The sequence below is a fragment of the Desulfovibrio oxyclinae DSM 11498 genome, assembly GCF_000375485.1.
Taxonomy (GTDB): Bacteria; Desulfobacterota; Desulfovibrionia; order Desulfovibrionales; family Desulfovibrionaceae; genus Pseudodesulfovibrio; species Pseudodesulfovibrio oxyclinae.
On record NZ_AQXE01000001.1, the window covers coordinates 285645 to 302540 of the forward strand.

A 16896-nucleotide genomic window follows, 5' to 3' on the forward strand; every position below is an offset into this window, starting at 1 on the left:
AGCTACACTCCGGTTGATCCGTAGCCGTCTGCGCCTCGTGTGGTATCGGAGAGGCTCTCAACCTCCTCGATCTCGCAGCGGATCACAGGCATAACCACGCCCTGTGCGATCCGGTCGCCCTTCTCAATGACGATAGGACAGCTGTTACTGTTTATCAGGCAGTGGCAGATCACGCCGACCTCCCCACGGTAGCCGTTGTCAACGGTGCCAGGGGCATTACGGATATGCAGCGGCGTCTTGAGGGACAGGCCGGAACGGGGCCGCACCTGGAGTTCAGTTCCAGGCGGGAGTTCTACAGCGATCCCGGTCTTCACCAGCTGGGTCTCACCGGGGTACAGCGTGGCGTCCTCGACAGCCACCAAATCAAAACCGGAGTCACCTTCCTTGGCGTACTCCGGTATGACTGCATCGGGGTGGAGCTTTTTGATTTTAATGGTTGGCATGTACCACCTCACGGTTGTTCAGGTTGGCGACTTCGGCTACGGCAGCAGGACAAGCCTGAGAACCGGGACGATCATCCCATTCAGGAGCCAGGCCACGGCAGTCGTAGGTGAAGAGGGCGAAGGCGCACCATGCAGCAGACAGCATGTGGTGCTGCTTGTCGTCAGCTGCGTAGTTCTCGCCGCTCATGTATGCCAAGGTGTGACGGAGCAACGCACCGATCAGGCGGGTGTAGAACATGCCCTTCTCCCAGTTCCTGTCGGCATACTTCCGCGCACCGACGGCGTACAGATCGGCCATGCCGAGGAGTGCCTCAGGCGGCAACAGATCAGTACGGGGCTTGCCATTATCGAACTTCACCCCGTTGTCGGAGTTCTTGATGTCCCCACCTTTTTCCCCGGTGTGTCCCATTGCAGCGAGGATCGCCGGGTTGGGGAAGGGCGTTTCTTCGGAAGCATCCTCAAGAATCGGGACGATCTTGAAACCACGGGCCGTGGGGTGCTTGTCGAACGCTGCGCTGACCTTGCGGTGAACGGTGGCATCCGCAAGCCAGCAGCCAGAAGTGCATCCCTCCCCCTTGCACATGGGGTGGGAGCCGTATGTATCTTTATCCGCGCAGTTGTCGCAGGATTTCCAGATTACGGTTTCCATAAGATGGGCCTCCTCTTCTTGAAGTCATAATCAGAGGCGCGGAGGATTCGTGCCACACGCGCCTGAACAAGAGCCTCTTCCTCACCGAGCTTGGCTTTCTCGAAGGCAGCGACGACAGCTGCCCAGGCTTCCTCAAGGGAAGTCTCAAGGGTAATACCGTCGTCGCTCACATCGAAGTGTTCTGCCAGGATACGCTCGGCGTTCTTCGGGCCAACACGAGGACAGCCGGGGTAGCCGTCAGTGGTGTCGCCAGTCAGCGTCTGGTAGAGGTGCCAGTAGTCGGCCTCGTCCTCACTGATCTCGACCACGCCCTTCTCAGGTTTGCCGAAGTTGTAGAACAGACCGGGGATGGTCTTCATGTCCTTATCCAGCGAAGCGATGATCCGCTCCTTCGCCTTCACGATCACCTTGGATGTCGCCAGGATTCCCTGCACGTCATCACCTTCGAGGCCGGGGCGACGGAAGGTATCGAACTCCTCGGCCAGGAACTCCTTGAGGACAGGCAGGATCATGGGCTTCCGCTTGCCTTTGCGGTTGGACTTGTACTTCGGGTAGATGTCCTTGCGGAAGTTGTGGTCGTCGTCGGACAAGGCGATGATTACCTTGTCTGCATCCACGGCATCCATGACGTTGAGGACGCGCTCCTCCAGGGCGACTTCGGCTGGCCCTTGCTCGACGTGAAGGGTCCAGAAGCCGTCACCCCAGTGGATCGGTTTCTCTTCTCGGGCAGCGATCTGGTAGGCGAGGATGTCACCGTCGATGATTACTACTCGGTCCAGCATCGCTTACCTCCCTACAATCAGAAGGATGATCGCTGTTACCGTGAAGCCGAGGCAGAAAGGGTAGACGACTTGCTCAAACATTACGCAGCCTCCTCATGCAGATTGGCCCATGCCGGAATCTCGTCGATGAGACCGTCGGCGTAGAGCAGTTCTGCGATGAAGTGGACGCCCTTCTGAGTGATGGTGTAGTTCACCTTGTTGATGTAACCGTTGATGTCTACTTCCCAGGTGAAGTAACCACCATCCACATAACGCTCCTTCGGGACGTTGCGATTCTTATATCCACACACCTGGGATTTGGAAGCGAACCGACGAGTGCGGAAGACGCCCTTGGAGACAAGGAAGCGGGACAGCTGTATGTGGGTAGTCCCGAAGGAACGCGCCACCTCACGGAGGTAGTATTCTTCACCGTCCTTGGTGGCACCAACGTGGTACTCAGCCTTCGGAGCCAGTACCTTGTTCTCGGCTGCGAGTGCCTGTCGTGCTTCGGCTTCATCAGCCAGGGCGCGAAGGGCTTCCGAGTACGACTGAGGCAGGGCCGGATTGTTCCGCTGGTCGAGCAGTGCCTTCTCCATTTTGTTGAAGGCTTCGATGTACTTGAGCTTCCAGTCCAGTGCCTTGTCTCCGGTGAAGCCCATGACGAGCAGGGAGAAGCCGTCACGGTCCATGAGGTACATGCGGTACTCCTGGCCGTTCTGCGGGTGGACGTAGGGGGTCTCCACAAAATTGTGGACACCCTTCCCGACGAGATTGCGGATGTCACGCAGCACTGCATCGTGACGCTTCCCGAATACCTCGGCCACCTTGAGGCTGGTGGTCATGGCCTTGCCGTTCTCGACAGTGACCAGATCGGGGAGGTTGACCTGGGTTCCTTCGACGATCCCGAGGGCGGGGAGCAGGGACTCGTTGCCGGAACTCTTCGCCAGACTACGGACGGTATCTTCGTCATAGAAGAAGATGGTGCGGTACTGCTTGCCATCCCAGTAGTCGGTGGAACCGTAGGCCGGATAGCTGGTGTCGAAGACACGGTTGATGTCCTCGGCCAGGAACAGACGCTCGGGACCGTTGAAGCTACGGACGTAACCACGGTGTCCGAGGTCGAAGTCTTCGTTGTGATAGTTCTCGTTGAGGTTGATCTTCTTGAGCATTGTGATTCTCCTTTTCACTTTGGGTTCCAGAAACGAGAAAAGGACAGGCCAACCGAATGACCTGTCCCTCTCGTGGGTTGCTTACTAGTGCGTCTTAATTACAAACCGCTGTAATCAGTGGGTTTCTGCCCAGTTCGCTCCGATCTTGTATTCGCCATCCAGAGGACATCGGAAGTTGAACGACTCGCCAGCCTGACGGATCGCATTGACCGCCATCTCACCAACCTCGTCGGCAAGGTCTTCACGGACGATCAGCTGGTATTCGTCGTGAACGTGGGCGGCTTGCCATACGTCAACCTCGGACGGCTTGTGGGCAGGGAACTTGGGCAACACCAGATCACCACGGGCGCGAAGGTCTCGCCACAGGATCACCGTGGCTTCCTTCATGATGAGCGCACCAGCTGACTGGAGCAGCGTGTTGAGCGCGGAGTGCTGCGACCGGATGTGGAGGCGTCTGCCGTCCAGTCCCAGGAGGTAGCCGCGCTTCTTGGCAGCTTCCTTTACGTCTTCCACCAGACGTTTGAGGGCTGGTATGGAGTCGAAGAAGGTCTTCCGCAGTTGCGCCCCGACCTTCTTTTTCTTGGACGGGGATGCGTCAGGCTCCAACAGACCACCGAGGAGTTCATCCCCTGCGCCGTAGAGGAACGCATAGATGAATCGCTTGGCGATCTTGTTCCGCGCCCATTCATGGTGGTCATTGTTCTCGTCCCGTTCGGTGCCTTGAGGAACAAGGCCAAGGGACTGGGTATTGGCCCAGTGGATGTCTCCATTCAGGATCACGTCCACATAGGCACCTCCGTCGTACCGAGCGACGTAGTGCCCGAGGCAGCGGAGTTCGAGGCCGGAAGCGTCACAGCCCACCACAACGTAGCCGGGAGGGGCGTGGAAGAGTTCTCGACATGCGTGTCCGTAAGGGACTCCGGTGGACGGGACCTGGGCCACGTTCGGCGTAGCATGGGTGCAGCGTCCGGTGACGGCACCGTTCGTAATGACGCGCCCGTGGATACGCCCGTTCTGCTCCAACTTGAGCCACCCGTTCTTTCCTTCGGAGACCTGTCCGAGCCTCTTCTGGACCATGAGGTACTCCTGAAGGAGTTTGGCCTCCGGGTAATCCAGTTGCTTGAGGACGGACTCGGACACCACAGGCTGACCAGCCGGGGTGAACTCGGAAGGTTTCCATCCTTTTTCCTTGAGCCTGTCTGCGATCTGCTGCCGACTGGCCGGATTGAACGGGACCACCTTCACCTTCTCGGTTGGGACGCCTTTGACGTAACCGAGCTTCTTATTGTTGGCCTTCGGAATGAACGGGGTACGGATGGTCTTCGGAGGGAAAACCTCCTGGAGTTCATGTTCGATCTCTGAACGTCTTCCTGCCAGAGTCGCGTATAGGGACTGAGCCTTCTCAGTGTGGAACGGGAAGCCGAATACTTCCTGAAGGGCGAGTTCTACCTTGAAGTCGTGTTCAAGCTGAATCGCTCGTTTGCTGTAGTCCTTGTCTTCGATCCGCTGCCAAAGCAGATCGGTGACTTCAACGTCCTGTTCGCAGTAGGACTGCATCTCAGGAGACCAGTGCTGCCAGTCCGTAGTTTCACCGAAGTCACCTTTACGGTCTCCGAGACGGAAGCCCCAGGCTTTCAGCGAGTGGGAGCCGATGAGCTTCTTCGGGAACCACTTGTGCTTGCGGGCGAACCGGAAGTCACGGTCCTTGAGGTCAGGCCAGATCAGCCGGGAGAGAACCAGGGTGTCGATGATCTCGCCACGAGGCTCCCACCCCGGATAAATCTTTGCGATGGCCGGGATGTCGAAGTCGATTATGTTGTGGCCGATGATGAGGTCGGCGTATTCGAGTTTCTCAAGTGCCTCCTCCAGGCACACCTCCGCGCCGTGGTCGTGGGCAGAGATGACGCTCTTGGTCACGGGATTCTTCATTACCAGGGAGTGCATGGTGTCCGTGACATCGAGAAGACCGTTGGTTTCTATATCGAAGAGATAGGCCATTTCCTTCCTCCAAATAAAAGGAGGCCCACGGCCTAAAACTCCGGTGAGCCTCCCTCTTCGTTCGGGTTGTCTGGTTCAAATGGACAATCGTCCCAGGGCAGAAGTCGCCCTGTTTCGTGGTTGTATTTGACGTAACCAGCCTCACCGACTTTACCGATGGGGCGGTTCTTGAGGATTCGCAGGGTAGCCACGTCAGGGTCGTCGCCTTGTTGGTTGCGCTCCAGGGCGACAACAACGTCCGACAGCTGCTCCAGAGAGCCGGAGCCTCGGAGGTCGGACAGGGAAACCTTGCGTCCCTCGTTGTAGGACTTGCCCATGCCAGGGCGTTTCAGGTGGACGACGGCGAGGACACCGACGCCTGTTTCCTCGACCAGAGAACGAAGGCGGGTCATGAATTTGTCTATGACCTTGCGCTCGGACTCCTCTTCTTCGTCGAGGCCGGAGACAACGATAGAGATGTGATCCAGGATGATGAAGTCACACCCCAGGCCGACGATCATGTAGCGGATTTTATTCAGGAGTGTGTCGATGTCACTGGAGCCGAAATGGTTGTATATCCAGAATCTTTCGCTCCCCATCGTAGCGTCGAAGGCTTCCTTGAGTTCTGCTTCGGAGATACCTTCTCGCGAGATGTGGATGGGTTTATTCAGGTAGATTCCGGCGTACCGTTCGGCAGACCGCTTGGCACTCTCTTCCAAGGCCAAGACTCCTAGAGTCAGACCGTGGCGGTTGTAGAGTTCGTAGGCCAGTTCGTTGACATAAGTGGACTTCCCGATACCGGAGCCAGCTGTGAACAGGAGAAGCTCACGCTTGCGGATTCCATAGACCATCTCGTTGAACTCCGGGTAGGAGACCTCGTAGCCGGGGACGGGTTCTTTCTTGAACTCTTCCCAAAGGTCTGCCCCGTTCACGATTCCGTCAGGACGGAAAGGCTTTGCGCCCCAAAGTGCGTCGATCACTTCCTTGCCGCGATTTGCGCGGAGGCAATCGTTGGCGTCCTTGAGAGGCAGCATGGCGATCTTGGCCTTGCCAGGAGTCAGGAGCATGGAACACTCTTCAGCGGCGTCCCGCCCCTGTTCATCCATGTCGAAACAGAAGATCACCGACTCAAACCCTTCAAGCCATTCGATGTTCTGTCGTATGTATTTGGCTGCGCTGTGCGCGCCGTTCGGGACAGACACGACAGGCCAACGGTTTCCTTGTAGTTGGCTCACGGTCATACAATCGATCTCGCCTTCACAGACGACGACCATTTTGCCGCTGTCTCGCCACAGATGTTGTCCAAACAATTGGAGTTGTTTCGCTTCTCCACGCCACCGGAACTCTTTGTCAGGAGTCCTGATATGCTGCGCCGCAAGTTTCCCGGAGTGATCCCGGTAAGGCGCGATCTGCACTGTGGTTCCGTTGTGCTTGCTGACGGTGTATCCGAACTTGGCGCACGTCTCCTCGGAGAGTTTGCGCTTGCCAAGGGCGCGGACTTCGCCAGCTTCGATGAGCTTGCTTGCCATCTTTGTCCTCTGCCTCCTTGGTTGCGCTTCCTCGCCATCCGCTGGTTCGTAGTGTCCACACGCGTGGCAGTAGCCGTGGCCGTCGGTGTAAATGGCGAGATTGTCGCCGTTCATGTCACCGCCGCTGGCCTGACACGCAGGACACGAAGTGTGATGGGAGAAAACGCTGTCTGGTTGGTGTTGTTTCTTCATGGCTTCTCTCGGTTGTTGAGGGCGTAAAAACGCAGAAAGGCCGAGAGCCTACGAGAGACTCCCGGCCTAGCCAGAAGGAAGGTGTTAGACGCTAGAGATCAGTCTCGGACTTCCAGTCCTGGACATCGAAACACGGGCAAGCCTTGTGTGAGTTCACCTCGTTGTGTCCAATGATCTTTGCGTCAGGGTATTCTGCGCGGAGACCCTGGAGCAGTATCTCCAGAGCTTCCATCTGCTCGGTGGTGTAGTTGTTTTCAGGCGTCTTCTTGTCCTCGGCAACGCCACCCACAAGACACACGCCTACACTCCTGGAGTTGTAACCACGCGCATGTGCGCCGGGTTCCTCCAGTCCTCGTCCAGGCTCCACCGTGCCATCGCGACGGATGACATAGTGGTAGCCGATTTTCAGGAAACTACGGGCGCGGTGCCAGCGGTCAATCTCCTTGGCACCGATGTCCATTGTGGGAGGCGTGGCCGAGCAGTGGACGATGATGAGATCAGTCACTGCTCTCGCCATTGAGATAAGCCTCCATTGCTTTCAATCGTTTCTTGGTTGGTTTTTCCTTGAGCCATGCCTCCGGGACGGAAGCCTTGGCATACTTGAACCCGTTCTTGTCACACCACATGGCGTATGTGGTCTTGCTACGCTTGCTGATCCGTGTGTTCGGGTTGGAGAACACGAACCGGATGTCGAGGTCGGGGTACTGGTCTTTCACCAGTAGGTGTTTCTGTCTGTCAGCCGTGTCGAAACGGCCTTTGGCTTCTATGATGATGCCTTGCTTCTTGAGTACGAAGTCTGGAGTGTACCGCGCCTTCCGCGCTGGCTTTGTGTAGTGCAGAGGCTTCGGCTCATAGTCGAAGTCAACTCCTTGAGCCGTCAGTTCCTCGGCCATTGATACTTCAAGGCCAGAGCGGAATCCGGTTTCTTTTCTGATTTTCGCAGAGCGGCGGTAAGCCCGCTTCCGGGGCGAAGTGCAGGACCTCGCCACCGGAGCTTTATTTGGACTACCGACGATCATCTTCCGGGGCTTAGAAATCTTCTTCGCCCTCCTGTGCTTCTTCAGAATCGTAACCGTCCGCTTCTTCCTCGAAGCCGCCAGTTTCTTCGGCACCTTCGTAGCCGTCCTCTTCACCGAAACCGAGGTCGGAGGCAGACTTGCCACCAGCGGAAACGAGTTCGATCACCTGGACACCTTCGAGCCGCAGGGACACGCCAGCACCGAGAGCCGGGACGTAGTACGGATCGGCGGTGTAGCTGACCTTGACGATGGAGCCGCCCCAAATCTGCGTCTTGTCGGGGTTGATGCGTTTGGTCTTCGCATCGAACAGGGCGGGGCGACGATCCCACCGCTTGCCAGTCTTTTTGCTGACGCCGCTGGCCTTCATCTTGAATTTGAAACCGATCTCGCCAGTCTCCTCCTCGTTCTCATCGAGGACCTCGAAGTACGGGAGGTCTGCTTCCTTGGGCTTCTTCTTGCCCTTGATCTTTTCCTTCGCCATCGCCAGGGCTTCTTTCTTCGCCTTCTCGATGACTTCGATCATGGCCTGGGCTTCCTCGCCTTCAAGGGCCAGGGTGACGGTATAGACGCCGTCTTCATCGAACTTGGTGTCCGGCTCGTTGAGCTTGGGGAAGATGGCGCGGCCAGCCGGGGTGACAGAGGGTTTCTTCTTATTCGGAGCCATTGTGTCCTCCTTTTGGTTGGCAAGATTGCATATTAAAGTTCAAAAATTAAGCGGCCTTACGTTCAAGAGCCGCTACGTCCACTCCTTCTCCCAGAAGTCGGGCTGTCAAATCGACAGGAAGTGGTTCACCTTGTTTTAGCAGGGTGGTCGCCAGTTTTACAAGGCGTTTACGGGGCCATTCCTCCAGTGACGTTTCATGTACTGACACATGCGCCTCCGGTGATCTGCGACGACCGTGTAGGTGACGACGGTGGTCATGGTTGTCTTGATGCGTCCCTGCTCGTCAATTTGAAGAGGGCGTTCGGGGACTTCCACTTGCCGCTCCCGTCGGTTGCTGACGAAGTAACTGCGGGTACGGCCCTTTCCGTCGGGGTAGACTGCTTTCCTGATTGCTCGTGCGCGGCGGCCATTCATCAGAACTCCACCTCCCATTCGCTTGCATTTTCACAGTAGAGGCAAGGAGTCTCCCAAGCCTCGGCCTTCTCGTGGCGGCAGTTGCAACAACAGCGGTCAGCCACGCAGGGAGGAAGCGGGATCACGATGCGACGCACCTCAGTGAGTTTGATTCCACTCACCTCCACATCTGCACCATGTTCCTCCATCACTTCTTCCACACGTCGGCGCATGGTTACGAAGGACAGAATGTCGTCCAGGCTCTCGAAATCCATGTTGACTTTGAAAAGGACGGTGGCTTTGTGCATGTCCTACCTCCCGAAGAGTTCGTTCTGCATGTAGGCTTCGACCGCTTTGAACTCAGGCCGCTTGCCGTCTGCGTGGTTCATCATGTTCTTGACCGCAGCCATCACGTCAGGCAGCGGCATACCGGACTGTTCCACCAGAAGCAGAAAGGCCGCTCCGAAAGCGGCCAGTTGCTCATGGTTGGGGCGTTCCTGCACGGCATCCACCAGTCCCATCGTGGTAGTAGCCACCGCCTTGAGGTCGGCGTTCATGAAGAGGTCTCTACGCATCGCTAACGACCTCCTCCAGGAACATGGCGAGTTCTTCCGTGTTCAGCTTGTTCGCGGTGGTGGCGGTGGTGACCCGCTCCCGGAAGGCCGGGGATGCCTCCACTGCGGCGAAGAAGTCGGCCATGTTCAGCTTGAAGCAATCCACCTCGGTGGGGAGGTAGTGACCGTCATCCTGTCTCTTGGGCCAAGTGAAGCTCACGAGGGAGACATCCAGCTTGGGAATGTCGTTCTCAGGTACGTCGGACACCTGTCCCATGTAGAACGTGGTGGCGAAGATGCCAGCCATCGTCACATCAGGAAGGTTGGCTTCCGTCTTTTCATTCTCCGCAGCTTCTGCGGTCACGCGATCCAGTTCAAAGCTGAGGGCCATCTTGGTGAGAATGTCCATTTCCAAATCTCCTTTGGTTTGTTTGTTTCGCAGCGGGATTGCTGCTTACTAGTGCGTCTTAATTCGCCAGCCCCGACGACCGAGGCTGGCTGCTTACTAGTGCGTCTTAATTCCAAGTGGTTGTTTTCCTTGTTTTTCACTTGGCAAGTTTGCATGTGATTAGGCAAAAAAGAAGTCCGACTCCAAGACTTTGGTGATATCCAGACCACCCTTCTTAGGCATCGCCGGGAGTTCTTTAGCCGCCTCTTCGCCAATCATGGTGATGATTTCGTCGCGGAACTCATCCAGAACATCGTGTTCAGTAAACATCTGGACAAACACCTCGCGCAGAGTACGCGCCATGTTTGCAGCGTCTGCGGCAGGGACACCGTATGAGTCATGCACCATCGCAAAGGAGCGCACGTCCTTCTTGAGAGCCTCGTAAACGGTCTTCATGAGGGCTGCTGCGTCCAGAGAATGTACGAAGTTCGGGCTGATCCCATTCGCCTGACGGCGTTTGTCGATCTGTTTGGTCTCTTCAACCAGAGTGAGGTCGATGCGGACTCCTTCGCCGATATGAGTTTTGACTCTGGACTTTTTCACATCAGGGTATGCTTGAAGGACAGGAAAGCCTACGGGCGTGGTCCAGGTGACAGGAAGCCCTTCGCGAGAGACGATCCGTGCAGTTTTCTGGAGCCAGTCCATTGCCTGACGCGCCGCAATAACGGTCTCACCGATGGACTCCCAAATCAGTTTGGAGAGGAAGTTTGAAGGTTTGAAAAGGCCATCCTGCCACGGGTGCAGTTTGCTCATGTCCACTTTACCGCCGTGCGTGTCCCGATAGGCTTCCTCTTTGTCCTTGATGTACTGCTCGGTGTACTCCCGACAGGAAAACACGGTGCCGCCATAAGGCAGGACCATGACCTGACGTTTGGTGGTCTTGCGGCTGATGCCGAAGTCCAGCCACTGCTGTGCGTAGGTTGAATCCTCTTCCGAACACTTGGCAAGATTGCATGCCATAGGACGCAACTTATCCACGACTTTGTCAGCGACGACCTGATAGATGTCAGCGGGTTTCTCGGAGGGTAGGAGGTTAACTGCCGCACCGCCTACCTCATCCCGCAGCATGAGCGAGAATATCTGGAGACCATTGCAAGAGCCGTCCATAGCGACCGGAAGGTGGGACACAAAGCCGTATCCTGCGCGCAGAAATCCAGCCCACTCGAAGCAGAAGGCAAGGAACTGCCACGGCTTGTCAGCCTTGGCCCACTCAGTCACATCGAGCGGATTTTCGGCAATAGCGAGGATCATTTCCTCGTTATCCTGAACCCACTGGTAACGGGCATCCAGAGACACCTTATCCTCGCCCCACACGTTCGCGCCGTGAATCGCCAGCCAACGGGCAGCTTCCTCGTTCTCGATAGCCTTGCCGTGCGCGAACAGCAGGAGTCCTTTAGACGCGTCGTTGCCTTGCGGGTTCAAGAACTTAGGCACCGCATAGACACGCCCACGGAAATCCAGCTGATGCGGGAAGTAGATACGAGGGTACTTCTCGTAACGCTCTGCGATCCAGATGATCTTTGCAGCTTGGAGACGCTTGGAGAAGAGGGAGTGGTTACGGACGTGGACCGAACGAGCGGCCTTACGCCAGTCCTTCCACGCTTCCTCGTGTTCTTCAGTCCATGCCTCACGCTTCTCAGGGACAACAGGTTGTGCGGGGACAGGCTCATCGTCACGAGCGGGGAGACCACCCATGTTTCCACCGCCATCCCACACCTCACGCATTACCTCCAGGACCTGAGTGTTCACCTTGAAAGCAGTCTCTTGGAGCGCGTTGATAGCGTCGTAGACAATAGGCATATCATCGACGCGGTTGTGCATTTCTTCGAGGTATCCTTCGTGCTTGGTCTTGATCATCTTCAGCTGCGGAACGGCCTGAGTGTAGTAGCCGCCGCTTGTAGGGTTCGTCCAAGGCTTTGGCGGTACCACGGTAGGCATGTAAACAGGCGACAGGAGTTCGCACCTAGCCATTCTGCGATTGATCCACTCCATGCATTCTTCGGTAGGCTGGAGGTACATCGGTGTTTTCTTTTTGTTGCTCTCGTCCCTGTAGGTGCGGAAGAGTCCGGTACTGCTCATCGCGAGGTCAATCAATTTGAGACCCAGCTGCACCTTGTGGGTGTTCGACCACGGGGTCCACTCGACTTCGTTTCGGTGCATCATGTGCGCCATGATCCGTGTCTTGCGGAAGGTGGTGCTGTATTGGTCAGCCATCTTTCGAGCGCGTCCGTAAGCCACCTTGTTTTCTCTGCGGAATTTGTCCAGACGCACTTCGTCCTCGACGGCAGCACCGATGGTAGCAGCGACGTGCTGCATGGATGCATTGACGGCGATGTTGTCGAGTATCGTCTTCAGCGCAATGAAAGCTGCGGGGTGTGCGTCAACCTGACGAAGGTATTTGAGAGCAACGTGACGGCGTCCTGCCTTGCCTTCAGCCTCTTCAATGAAATTTCCGATGGCCTTCGCAAGACGAGGTACACAAGTGGAAAGCATAGCAGTCCCGTAGTCAGTGCGAGACTCGCAGCCACGTTCCCGGTTTTTGTTGATGCGAGAACGGTAGGCTTCAACTCCCAAGCCCTGCATCTCTTGCTCCAGTTTCACCTGTTCTTCGAGCATTTCGTCGTCAATGTCAGCGACGAGGGACAGGGCCTGTGCCAGTTCGACTTCAGTGTTCTTCTGTTCCACTTTAGTTCTCCTTTGGTTTCCTTTGGTGCAACTTCGCTGTCTCCAGCGGCTGCTTACTAGTGCGTCTTAATTCTAAACTACCGAAATATATGTATAAGCAATATTGCATGGGAGCCTTGTCCCAAAACAACACCTATAAACGCCACAATTTAATCCCATGTGGAGAAATCACAGGGAAAACAGGGCTACTGATTGGTGCAGGGTTGGAGTTGCACCAATTCAATTGGTACAATCAGCTGTCGCAGAGGAAATCACATGGCAAGAATGCATGTGAGCAAGGAAAAGAAAAGGGACCAGCTGTGAAGCCAGTCCCTGTGCGGTTTCGTGTGTGGTTACAAGAATGGATGTGAGGAGATGGGACTTTTTAAGTCCCTTGCGTCTACCAGTTCCGCCATCCGGGCATGGGGGCGATTTATTTAGCCTTCAATGGTTTGGCGCGTCAACTGCTTATCGGGCGAACATTCGCAGATAGTTGGCCCAGAGTCGCGGGGAAATGCGCATATAGCGGTCGAAGTCAGAATTGATCTCAAGTCCCGGCACGATGGCCCGGGTGACCGGGATGCGCAGGTCCTTGCGGGTCATGTCTGCATAGGCGGGGACAAAGCCGTTTTCCATGAGTGTCTTTTCCAGCACCATCAGGTCGCCGTCTGCGCTGCCCGTGGAGTGGTCGGGCAGATCTTCGAGCTTGCGAACCGGCAATCCTTCCGGAGCCGGGGCACTCTTGGGCCCGGGGAACGGGTAGGGCGTTTCCGTCATGGCCGAGAGCAGCGCCGAGCGCCCGTTCAGGTCCGATCCTGATCCCTTGTCCAGACCGCCGCGGGCACCAAGAACCACTGATTTATAGCAGGGAACCCCGAATTCCGGAGTCATGTCGAGGAACCAGACGTGGATTCCCATTTCCTCATACTGCTCCAGCAGAAAATTCACCTGAGGGTCATCGGATTCGATGCGGAAGGCGCGCGACATATCGAAGGGAATGGTCGCGTCGGCGTCGCGCTCGATGACCTCAAGTAACGCCGAAACCTTGGCTTCGGCCAGCGTGTTGCCCGATGCCAGACCGGTGGAGCTCAGAGCCGAGAAAAGATGCTGCTCGTCCAGATTGCAGAACAGGAACACGAACTGCGCCGGAATCATGATCGGGCTGGTACTGCCAGCTCCGTCGGGTCGATGGCCTTCGAACCAGTTAATGCGCTGGCCCGCGTAGGGAACCTCCAGACGGACCTTGTTCAGGTCGATGGCCTCCTGTTCCAGCTCGTTAAATGCCGCCAGACTCAGGGGATAGTTGTTCACATAACCGCGGATTGCATTGCCGCCGAAGCTCGCATAGGAAGAAAATCGCTCGGCAAGCTCCATGGAATACGACGCTTCGGCGTTGGCTTCGGCGAGTCCGCGTCCGTAACACGTCTGCATACCGGAAAGGGAATCCGAATGGCGGCCGTTGGAGCACCGGACATCCACCATCCAGTGGCGCAGGCGGTTCACCGGCGAAAGGCTGGCTTTGTGCGCCATGGCGGGGCCGATGAACGCATCGGCCTTTTCCAGCACAGAAAGGGCGTAGGCGCTGGTCTCCTCAAGGGGTTTGCGCTCCTTGGGCTCCGGCAGGGAGCCTTCAAGCTCGTGACGAGCCTGCTTTGCAGTATACGCCTCTCCGGATGGAAGGGCGTCCTCATTGACTGGAGCGGCAAGTCCGGCTTCTTCCGGTGCGGGGAGCGGCTCGTGAAAAGAGAAGTTGTTGGCGAAAAGCGGAGCCCATTGGCGATGCAGCGGCTGATCCTCAAGCTGATGGGAGCGGATGCGGATGGTCGGCAGGTGGTCGTTCAGGGAGTTGACGTCCACACCGTCGAACATGGGCAGATATTTTTCCAGACGACCGTGCACCAGACAGGCTTCATACAGCAGAGCGGTGAGGACCGGGTCGGACGAGCCATTGTCCTTCATGACGCCGCTGATGAGCTTCTCGACCTTTTTGGGCCGATGCCTGCCAAGGCCGTCGAGCAGGTGCTCGTGCATGTAGGTGTCGTACGGGGCTTGCCTGAGGTGATCCACCATGGCGGAAAAGCTGAGGTTCTGCTTGGGCATGGCAGCGAAGCAGCCGACCCCCGCCTGAGTGTCCATCAGTTTGAGTTCGTATCGCATAAGTTTGCTCCAGTGCTGGATTTCGTCACGCAAGTTCGTAGCACTGTACGGATGAAAATGTCGAACGGTTTTCCGGACCGGGACAGGAAGGAATTGCCCCGCCTGGGCGGGGCGTTGTTTTCGCTATGCTTTTTTCAGCAGTGCTCTGACGTGTGGCAGCATGGCCTCGGCCATGCGTTCCACGCCCTGCTCGTTGGGATGCAGGCCGTCCATGAGCGTCAGCATGGGGTTGCCGAAGTAGGGCGCGAGGACGTTGGGAAACAGGGGAATGCCGAGCTTCTCGGCCAGTTCCGGGAAGACCTTGTCGAACTCGGCCTTGTATTCGGCTCCCACATCCGGGATGGCCTTGATCCCGCCCAGCAGGACCGGGATGCCCTTTCCAATGAACGCGTTGCAGAGCGTCTCGATGTTCTCGCGGACGAAGTCGGGCTCGTCGCCGACATAGAAGTCGTTGGCGCCGAAAGCCACGATCACGGCGTCCGGCTTTGCCTTGAGAACCTCGTTCATGCGGTGCAGGCCGTCCTCGCTGGTTTCGCCCGAGATTCCGAAGTTCAGAGCCTTTACCTCGATGCCTTCAGCCCGCAGCCTTCTTTCCAGTGCTGCGGGCAGGGCTTCCGAGGGCTTGAGTCCGTATCCTTCCGTGAGGGAGTCGCCGAAAACGGCAAGTGTCTTCATCAGATGGCTCCGATCCAGCTTCCCACCTTGGCGGCTTCCTCTTTCCAGTCGCTGCTCAGACGCACCTTGAGGAATTCCTTGAAGATGGTGTCGAACATGGTCATGGCCTTTTCAAGAAGATAGACCTTTTCCAGAAACTTTGCGTCCGGGTCATCGCCTTCCTCGTCGCGCGTGGCGATTTTAGGCGTCTTGAGACCGGAAAAGAGGAAGTCCTCGGCCTTGACGGTAAGGGTCCACTCGTCTTCGTCGGACTGGAAGCGAAGCTGCGCGCGGCAGACTTTTTTGCCGGTTTTGAGACCGGTCATGGCCTCGGTGAGTTCGCCACGGGGACTGTTGACCGTGGCGGTCTCCACGCCTTCGCCGTCGCCGCCCTGCACCGAGATGCGTTGCTCCATGTTCACGGAGTAGTATTTCCCGTCCTCAAGCTGGAACATGTGCGATCCAGAGGCGATGCGGTACCAGAGCCAGGTCAGGAAGTCCTGTCCGAGAACGGTGTTCTCTCGTTCAACTGCGGTAAGATCCATGACTGCCTCCTATACGAAAATGGTCGGGTCGAGGTTTTCCAGTTTCTCCACCGAATCCTCCCCCAGCTCTTCCATGGCCATGAAGAAGGGGCCCATCTGTTCCAGATGCAGGTCGAAGGTCGCGGTGAACAGGTCCTCGAACAGCGCTCGTGCCTTGGCGTTGGTGGTGTCCAAGTACACGCGGTTCACGGACGGCGTCCAGACCACGTCGAAAATAGCCGGAACGGGCAGGCTGCGGGCGCGAAGGCGCAGGGTGACCTGCTCCTTGAGTTCGCGCTTGCGGTCGCGGGAGACGAAATTTTTTCCCTGCTCCTTGTTACGGGCCAGTTCCGCGTTCAGGGCGATCTGGTAATGCTTTTTGAGAACGGCGGGCTGCACCCTGCGGGTCTCCAGACGCATGGAAAATGCAAAGAACTCGGCTTTTTCGGGCGGAGATTGCACCCAGTTCACGTCAAGGAAGTCATCGATGTTGGTCCAGCCGAAGCTGCGTTCCTCGGCGGTGTCGTCGATGTCTATGAAGCTGTTCTGGGAAAGCTTTTCCGGGACTTCCTGAAGGATGGAATCCGGCACTTCCTCGATGATGCGGTAGCGGGTGAGCCCAAGGCTCGCTGAAAGTATGCTCACGGTTTGAAACCTCTCATATTTGACCTGTGGTTCGGACCGTCAATTGGGTAGAATCATTCCCCGGCGATGTAAAGTGATTTGATGCTCGGATTCACCGTCAGGAGGACTTTTCCGGCACGCAAGTTGTATGAAAACGGGCATCGGCAAAGCCGAAATGGAAAGAATCGGAGGAAAGTAATGCGGTAGAAGGATGGCAAAAGGAGGCCGACATGAACGTCTGGCGTTTCAATGTTTCGGACAATGGTGTGGAATTCGGCGGTGTGAAACGCAAAAAGCTTACGCCCGACGGCTGCAACGAACCTTACGGCAAGCGCTTCTGGTGCCCCAGACGGCGCTGGTTCCTCACGGAAGCCTGTCCGTTCGTGAGTCGTCAGGAATGCGACAGCTACAGACGAATGTGCGGCGCCATCTGATCCTCTTGCCCGACCGCTTCCGAGCGTGTAGGTTCCCCACC

The 16896-nt window shown here is 56.8% G+C and carries 18 protein-coding genes; 1 reads left to right on the forward strand and 17 read right to left on the reverse strand.

Going from position 1 to position 16896, the window contains the following annotated elements; translation table 11 throughout:
- Positions 1-2: 2 nt before the first annotated feature.
- The 17 genes from dut to B149_RS0101565 all read right to left on the reverse strand — a co-directional run bounded on the left by dut (position 3) and on the right by B149_RS0101565 (position 16442).
- Positions 3-443: a dUTP diphosphatase gene (gene dut, locus B149_RS0101480; RefSeq protein WP_018123388.1), complete on the reverse strand. Its 441-nt coding sequence runs from the start codon at positions 441-443 to the stop codon at positions 3-5.
- Entirely contained in the window at positions 430-1092 is a 663-nt protein-coding gene (locus B149_RS17690; RefSeq protein WP_018123389.1) for a dATP/dGTP diphosphohydrolase domain-containing protein, read from the reverse strand. The genes dut and B149_RS17690 overlap by 14 nt, the downstream gene beginning before the upstream one ends.
- Positions 1080-1874: an exonuclease gene (locus B149_RS0101490; protein WP_018123390.1), complete on the reverse strand. Its 795-nt coding sequence runs from the start codon at positions 1872-1874 to the stop codon at positions 1080-1082. The genes B149_RS17690 and B149_RS0101490 overlap by 13 nt, the downstream gene beginning before the upstream one ends.
- 80 nt (positions 1875-1954) lie before the next feature.
- Positions 1955-3022 (reverse strand): Rha family transcriptional regulator, encoded by a 1068-nt coding sequence (locus tag B149_RS16170; RefSeq protein WP_018123391.1) that lies wholly within the window; start codon positions 3020-3022, stop codon positions 1955-1957.
- A gap of 114 nt (positions 3023-3136) precedes the next feature.
- Complete coding sequence (locus B149_RS0101500; protein ID WP_018123392.1) at positions 3137-5020, reverse strand: DNA polymerase; 1884 nt, start codon at positions 5018-5020, stop codon at positions 3137-3139.
- 32 nt (positions 5021-5052) lie between these two features.
- On the reverse strand, positions 5053-6720 hold the full coding sequence (locus B149_RS0101505) for a DnaB-like helicase C-terminal domain-containing protein (RefSeq protein ID WP_040372092.1): 1668 nt from the start codon (positions 6718-6720) through the stop codon (positions 5053-5055).
- A gap of 91 nt (positions 6721-6811) precedes the next feature.
- Positions 6812-7237: an N-acetylmuramoyl-L-alanine amidase gene (locus B149_RS0101510; RefSeq protein ID WP_018123394.1), complete on the reverse strand. Its 426-nt coding sequence runs from the start codon at positions 7235-7237 to the stop codon at positions 6812-6814.
- A complete protein-coding gene (locus tag B149_RS18815; protein ID WP_018123395.1) occupies positions 7218-7739 on the reverse strand; it encodes a PDDEXK family nuclease in 522 nt (173 codons plus the stop codon). Before B149_RS18815 ends, B149_RS0101510 begins: the two co-directional genes overlap by 20 nt.
- A gap of 10 nt (positions 7740-7749) precedes the next feature.
- Entirely contained in the window at positions 7750-8403 is a 654-nt protein-coding gene (locus B149_RS0101520; protein ID WP_018123396.1) for an ssDNA-binding protein, read from the reverse strand.
- 413 nt (positions 8404-8816) lie between these two features.
- Positions 8817-9104: a hypothetical protein gene (locus B149_RS0101530; protein WP_018123398.1), complete on the reverse strand. Its 288-nt coding sequence runs from the start codon at positions 9102-9104 to the stop codon at positions 8817-8819.
- 3 nt (positions 9105-9107) lie between these two features.
- Positions 9108-9371, reverse strand: coding sequence for a hypothetical protein (locus B149_RS16175; protein WP_018123399.1), 264 nt, complete (start codon positions 9369-9371; stop codon positions 9108-9110).
- Positions 9364-9759: a hypothetical protein gene (locus B149_RS0101540; RefSeq protein WP_018123400.1), complete on the reverse strand. Its 396-nt coding sequence runs from the start codon at positions 9757-9759 to the stop codon at positions 9364-9366. Before B149_RS0101540 ends, B149_RS16175 begins: the two co-directional genes overlap by 8 nt.
- Before the next feature lie 159 nt (positions 9760-9918).
- Complete coding sequence (locus B149_RS0101545; protein ID WP_018123401.1) at positions 9919-12483, reverse strand: DNA-directed RNA polymerase; 2565 nt, start codon at positions 12481-12483, stop codon at positions 9919-9921.
- 447 nt (positions 12484-12930) lie between these two features.
- Complete coding sequence (locus B149_RS0101550) at positions 12931-14619, reverse strand: YcaO-like family protein (protein ID WP_018123402.1); 1689 nt, start codon at positions 14617-14619, stop codon at positions 12931-12933.
- A 123-nt stretch (positions 14620-14742) separates the two neighbouring features.
- The gene (locus B149_RS0101555; RefSeq protein ID WP_018123403.1) at positions 14743-15294 is read right to left on the reverse strand and encodes an arylesterase; all 552 of its coding nucleotides are present in this window, start codon (positions 15292-15294) and stop codon (positions 14743-14745) included.
- Entirely contained in the window at positions 15294-15818 is a 525-nt protein-coding gene (locus B149_RS0101560; RefSeq protein ID WP_018123404.1) for a hypothetical protein, read from the reverse strand. The genes B149_RS0101555 and B149_RS0101560 overlap by 1 nt, the downstream gene beginning before the upstream one ends.
- 9 nt (positions 15819-15827) lie before the next feature.
- Positions 15828-16442, reverse strand: coding sequence for a recombination-associated protein RdgC (locus tag B149_RS0101565; protein WP_018123405.1), 615 nt, complete (start codon positions 16440-16442; stop codon positions 15828-15830).
- 209 nt (positions 16443-16651) lie between these two features.
- On the opposite strand from B149_RS0101565, the gene B149_RS0101570 reads away from it, so the two are divergent.
- Positions 16652-16855 carry a hypothetical protein gene (locus B149_RS0101570; protein ID WP_018123406.1) on the forward strand — a complete coding sequence of 68 codons (204 nt, stop codon included), beginning with the start codon at positions 16652-16654 and terminating at the stop codon, positions 16853-16855.
- The last annotated feature ends 41 nt before the right edge of the window (positions 16856-16896 follow it).

Coding starts and splice junctions, on each gene's coding strand:
- B149_RS0101520 (WP_018123396.1), bottom strand. CDS start 8,403: ATGGCTCCGAATAAGAAGAAACCCTCTGTCACCCCGGCTGGCCGCGCC.
- B149_RS0101555 (WP_018123403.1), bottom strand. CDS start 15,294: ATGAAGACACTTGCCGTTTTCGGCGACTCCCTCACGGAAGGATACGGA.
- B149_RS0101560 (WP_018123404.1), bottom strand. CDS start 15,818: ATGGATCTTACCGCAGTTGAACGAGAGAACACCGTTCTCGGACAGGAC.
- B149_RS0101490 (WP_018123390.1), bottom strand. CDS start 1,874: ATGCTGGACCGAGTAGTAATCATCGACGGTGACATCCTCGCCTACCAG.
- B149_RS0101500 (WP_018123392.1), bottom strand. CDS start 5,020: ATGGCCTATCTCTTCGATATAGAAACCAACGGTCTTCTCGATGTCACG.
- B149_RS17690 (WP_018123389.1), bottom strand. CDS start 1,092: ATGGAAACCGTAATCTGGAAATCCTGCGACAACTGCGCGGATAAAGAT.
- dut (WP_018123388.1), bottom strand. CDS start 443: ATGCCAACCATTAAAATCAAAAAGCTCCACCCCGATGCAGTCATACCG.
- B149_RS16175 (WP_018123399.1), bottom strand. CDS start 9,371: ATGCGTAGAGACCTCTTCATGAACGCCGACCTCAAGGCGGTGGCTACT.
- B149_RS18815 (WP_018123395.1), bottom strand. CDS start 7,739: ATGATCGTCGGTAGTCCAAATAAAGCTCCGGTGGCGAGGTCCTGCACT.
- B149_RS0101510 (WP_018123394.1), bottom strand. CDS start 7,237: ATGGCGAGAGCAGTGACTGATCTCATCATCGTCCACTGCTCGGCCACG.
- B149_RS16170 (WP_018123391.1), bottom strand. CDS start 3,022: ATGCTCAAGAAGATCAACCTCAACGAGAACTATCACAACGAAGACTTC.
- B149_RS0101550 (WP_018123402.1), bottom strand. CDS start 14,619: ATGCGATACGAACTCAAACTGATGGACACTCAGGCGGGGGTCGGCTGC.
- B149_RS0101530 (WP_018123398.1), bottom strand. CDS start 9,104: ATGCACAAAGCCACCGTCCTTTTCAAAGTCAACATGGATTTCGAGAGC.
- B149_RS0101570 (WP_018123406.1), top strand. CDS start 16,652: ATGAACGTCTGGCGTTTCAATGTTTCGGACAATGGTGTGGAATTCGGC.
- B149_RS0101540 (WP_018123400.1), bottom strand. CDS start 9,759: ATGGACATTCTCACCAAGATGGCCCTCAGCTTTGAACTGGATCGCGTG.
- B149_RS0101505 (WP_040372092.1), bottom strand. CDS start 6,720: ATGAAGAAACAACACCAACCAGACAGCGTTTTCTCCCATCACACTTCG.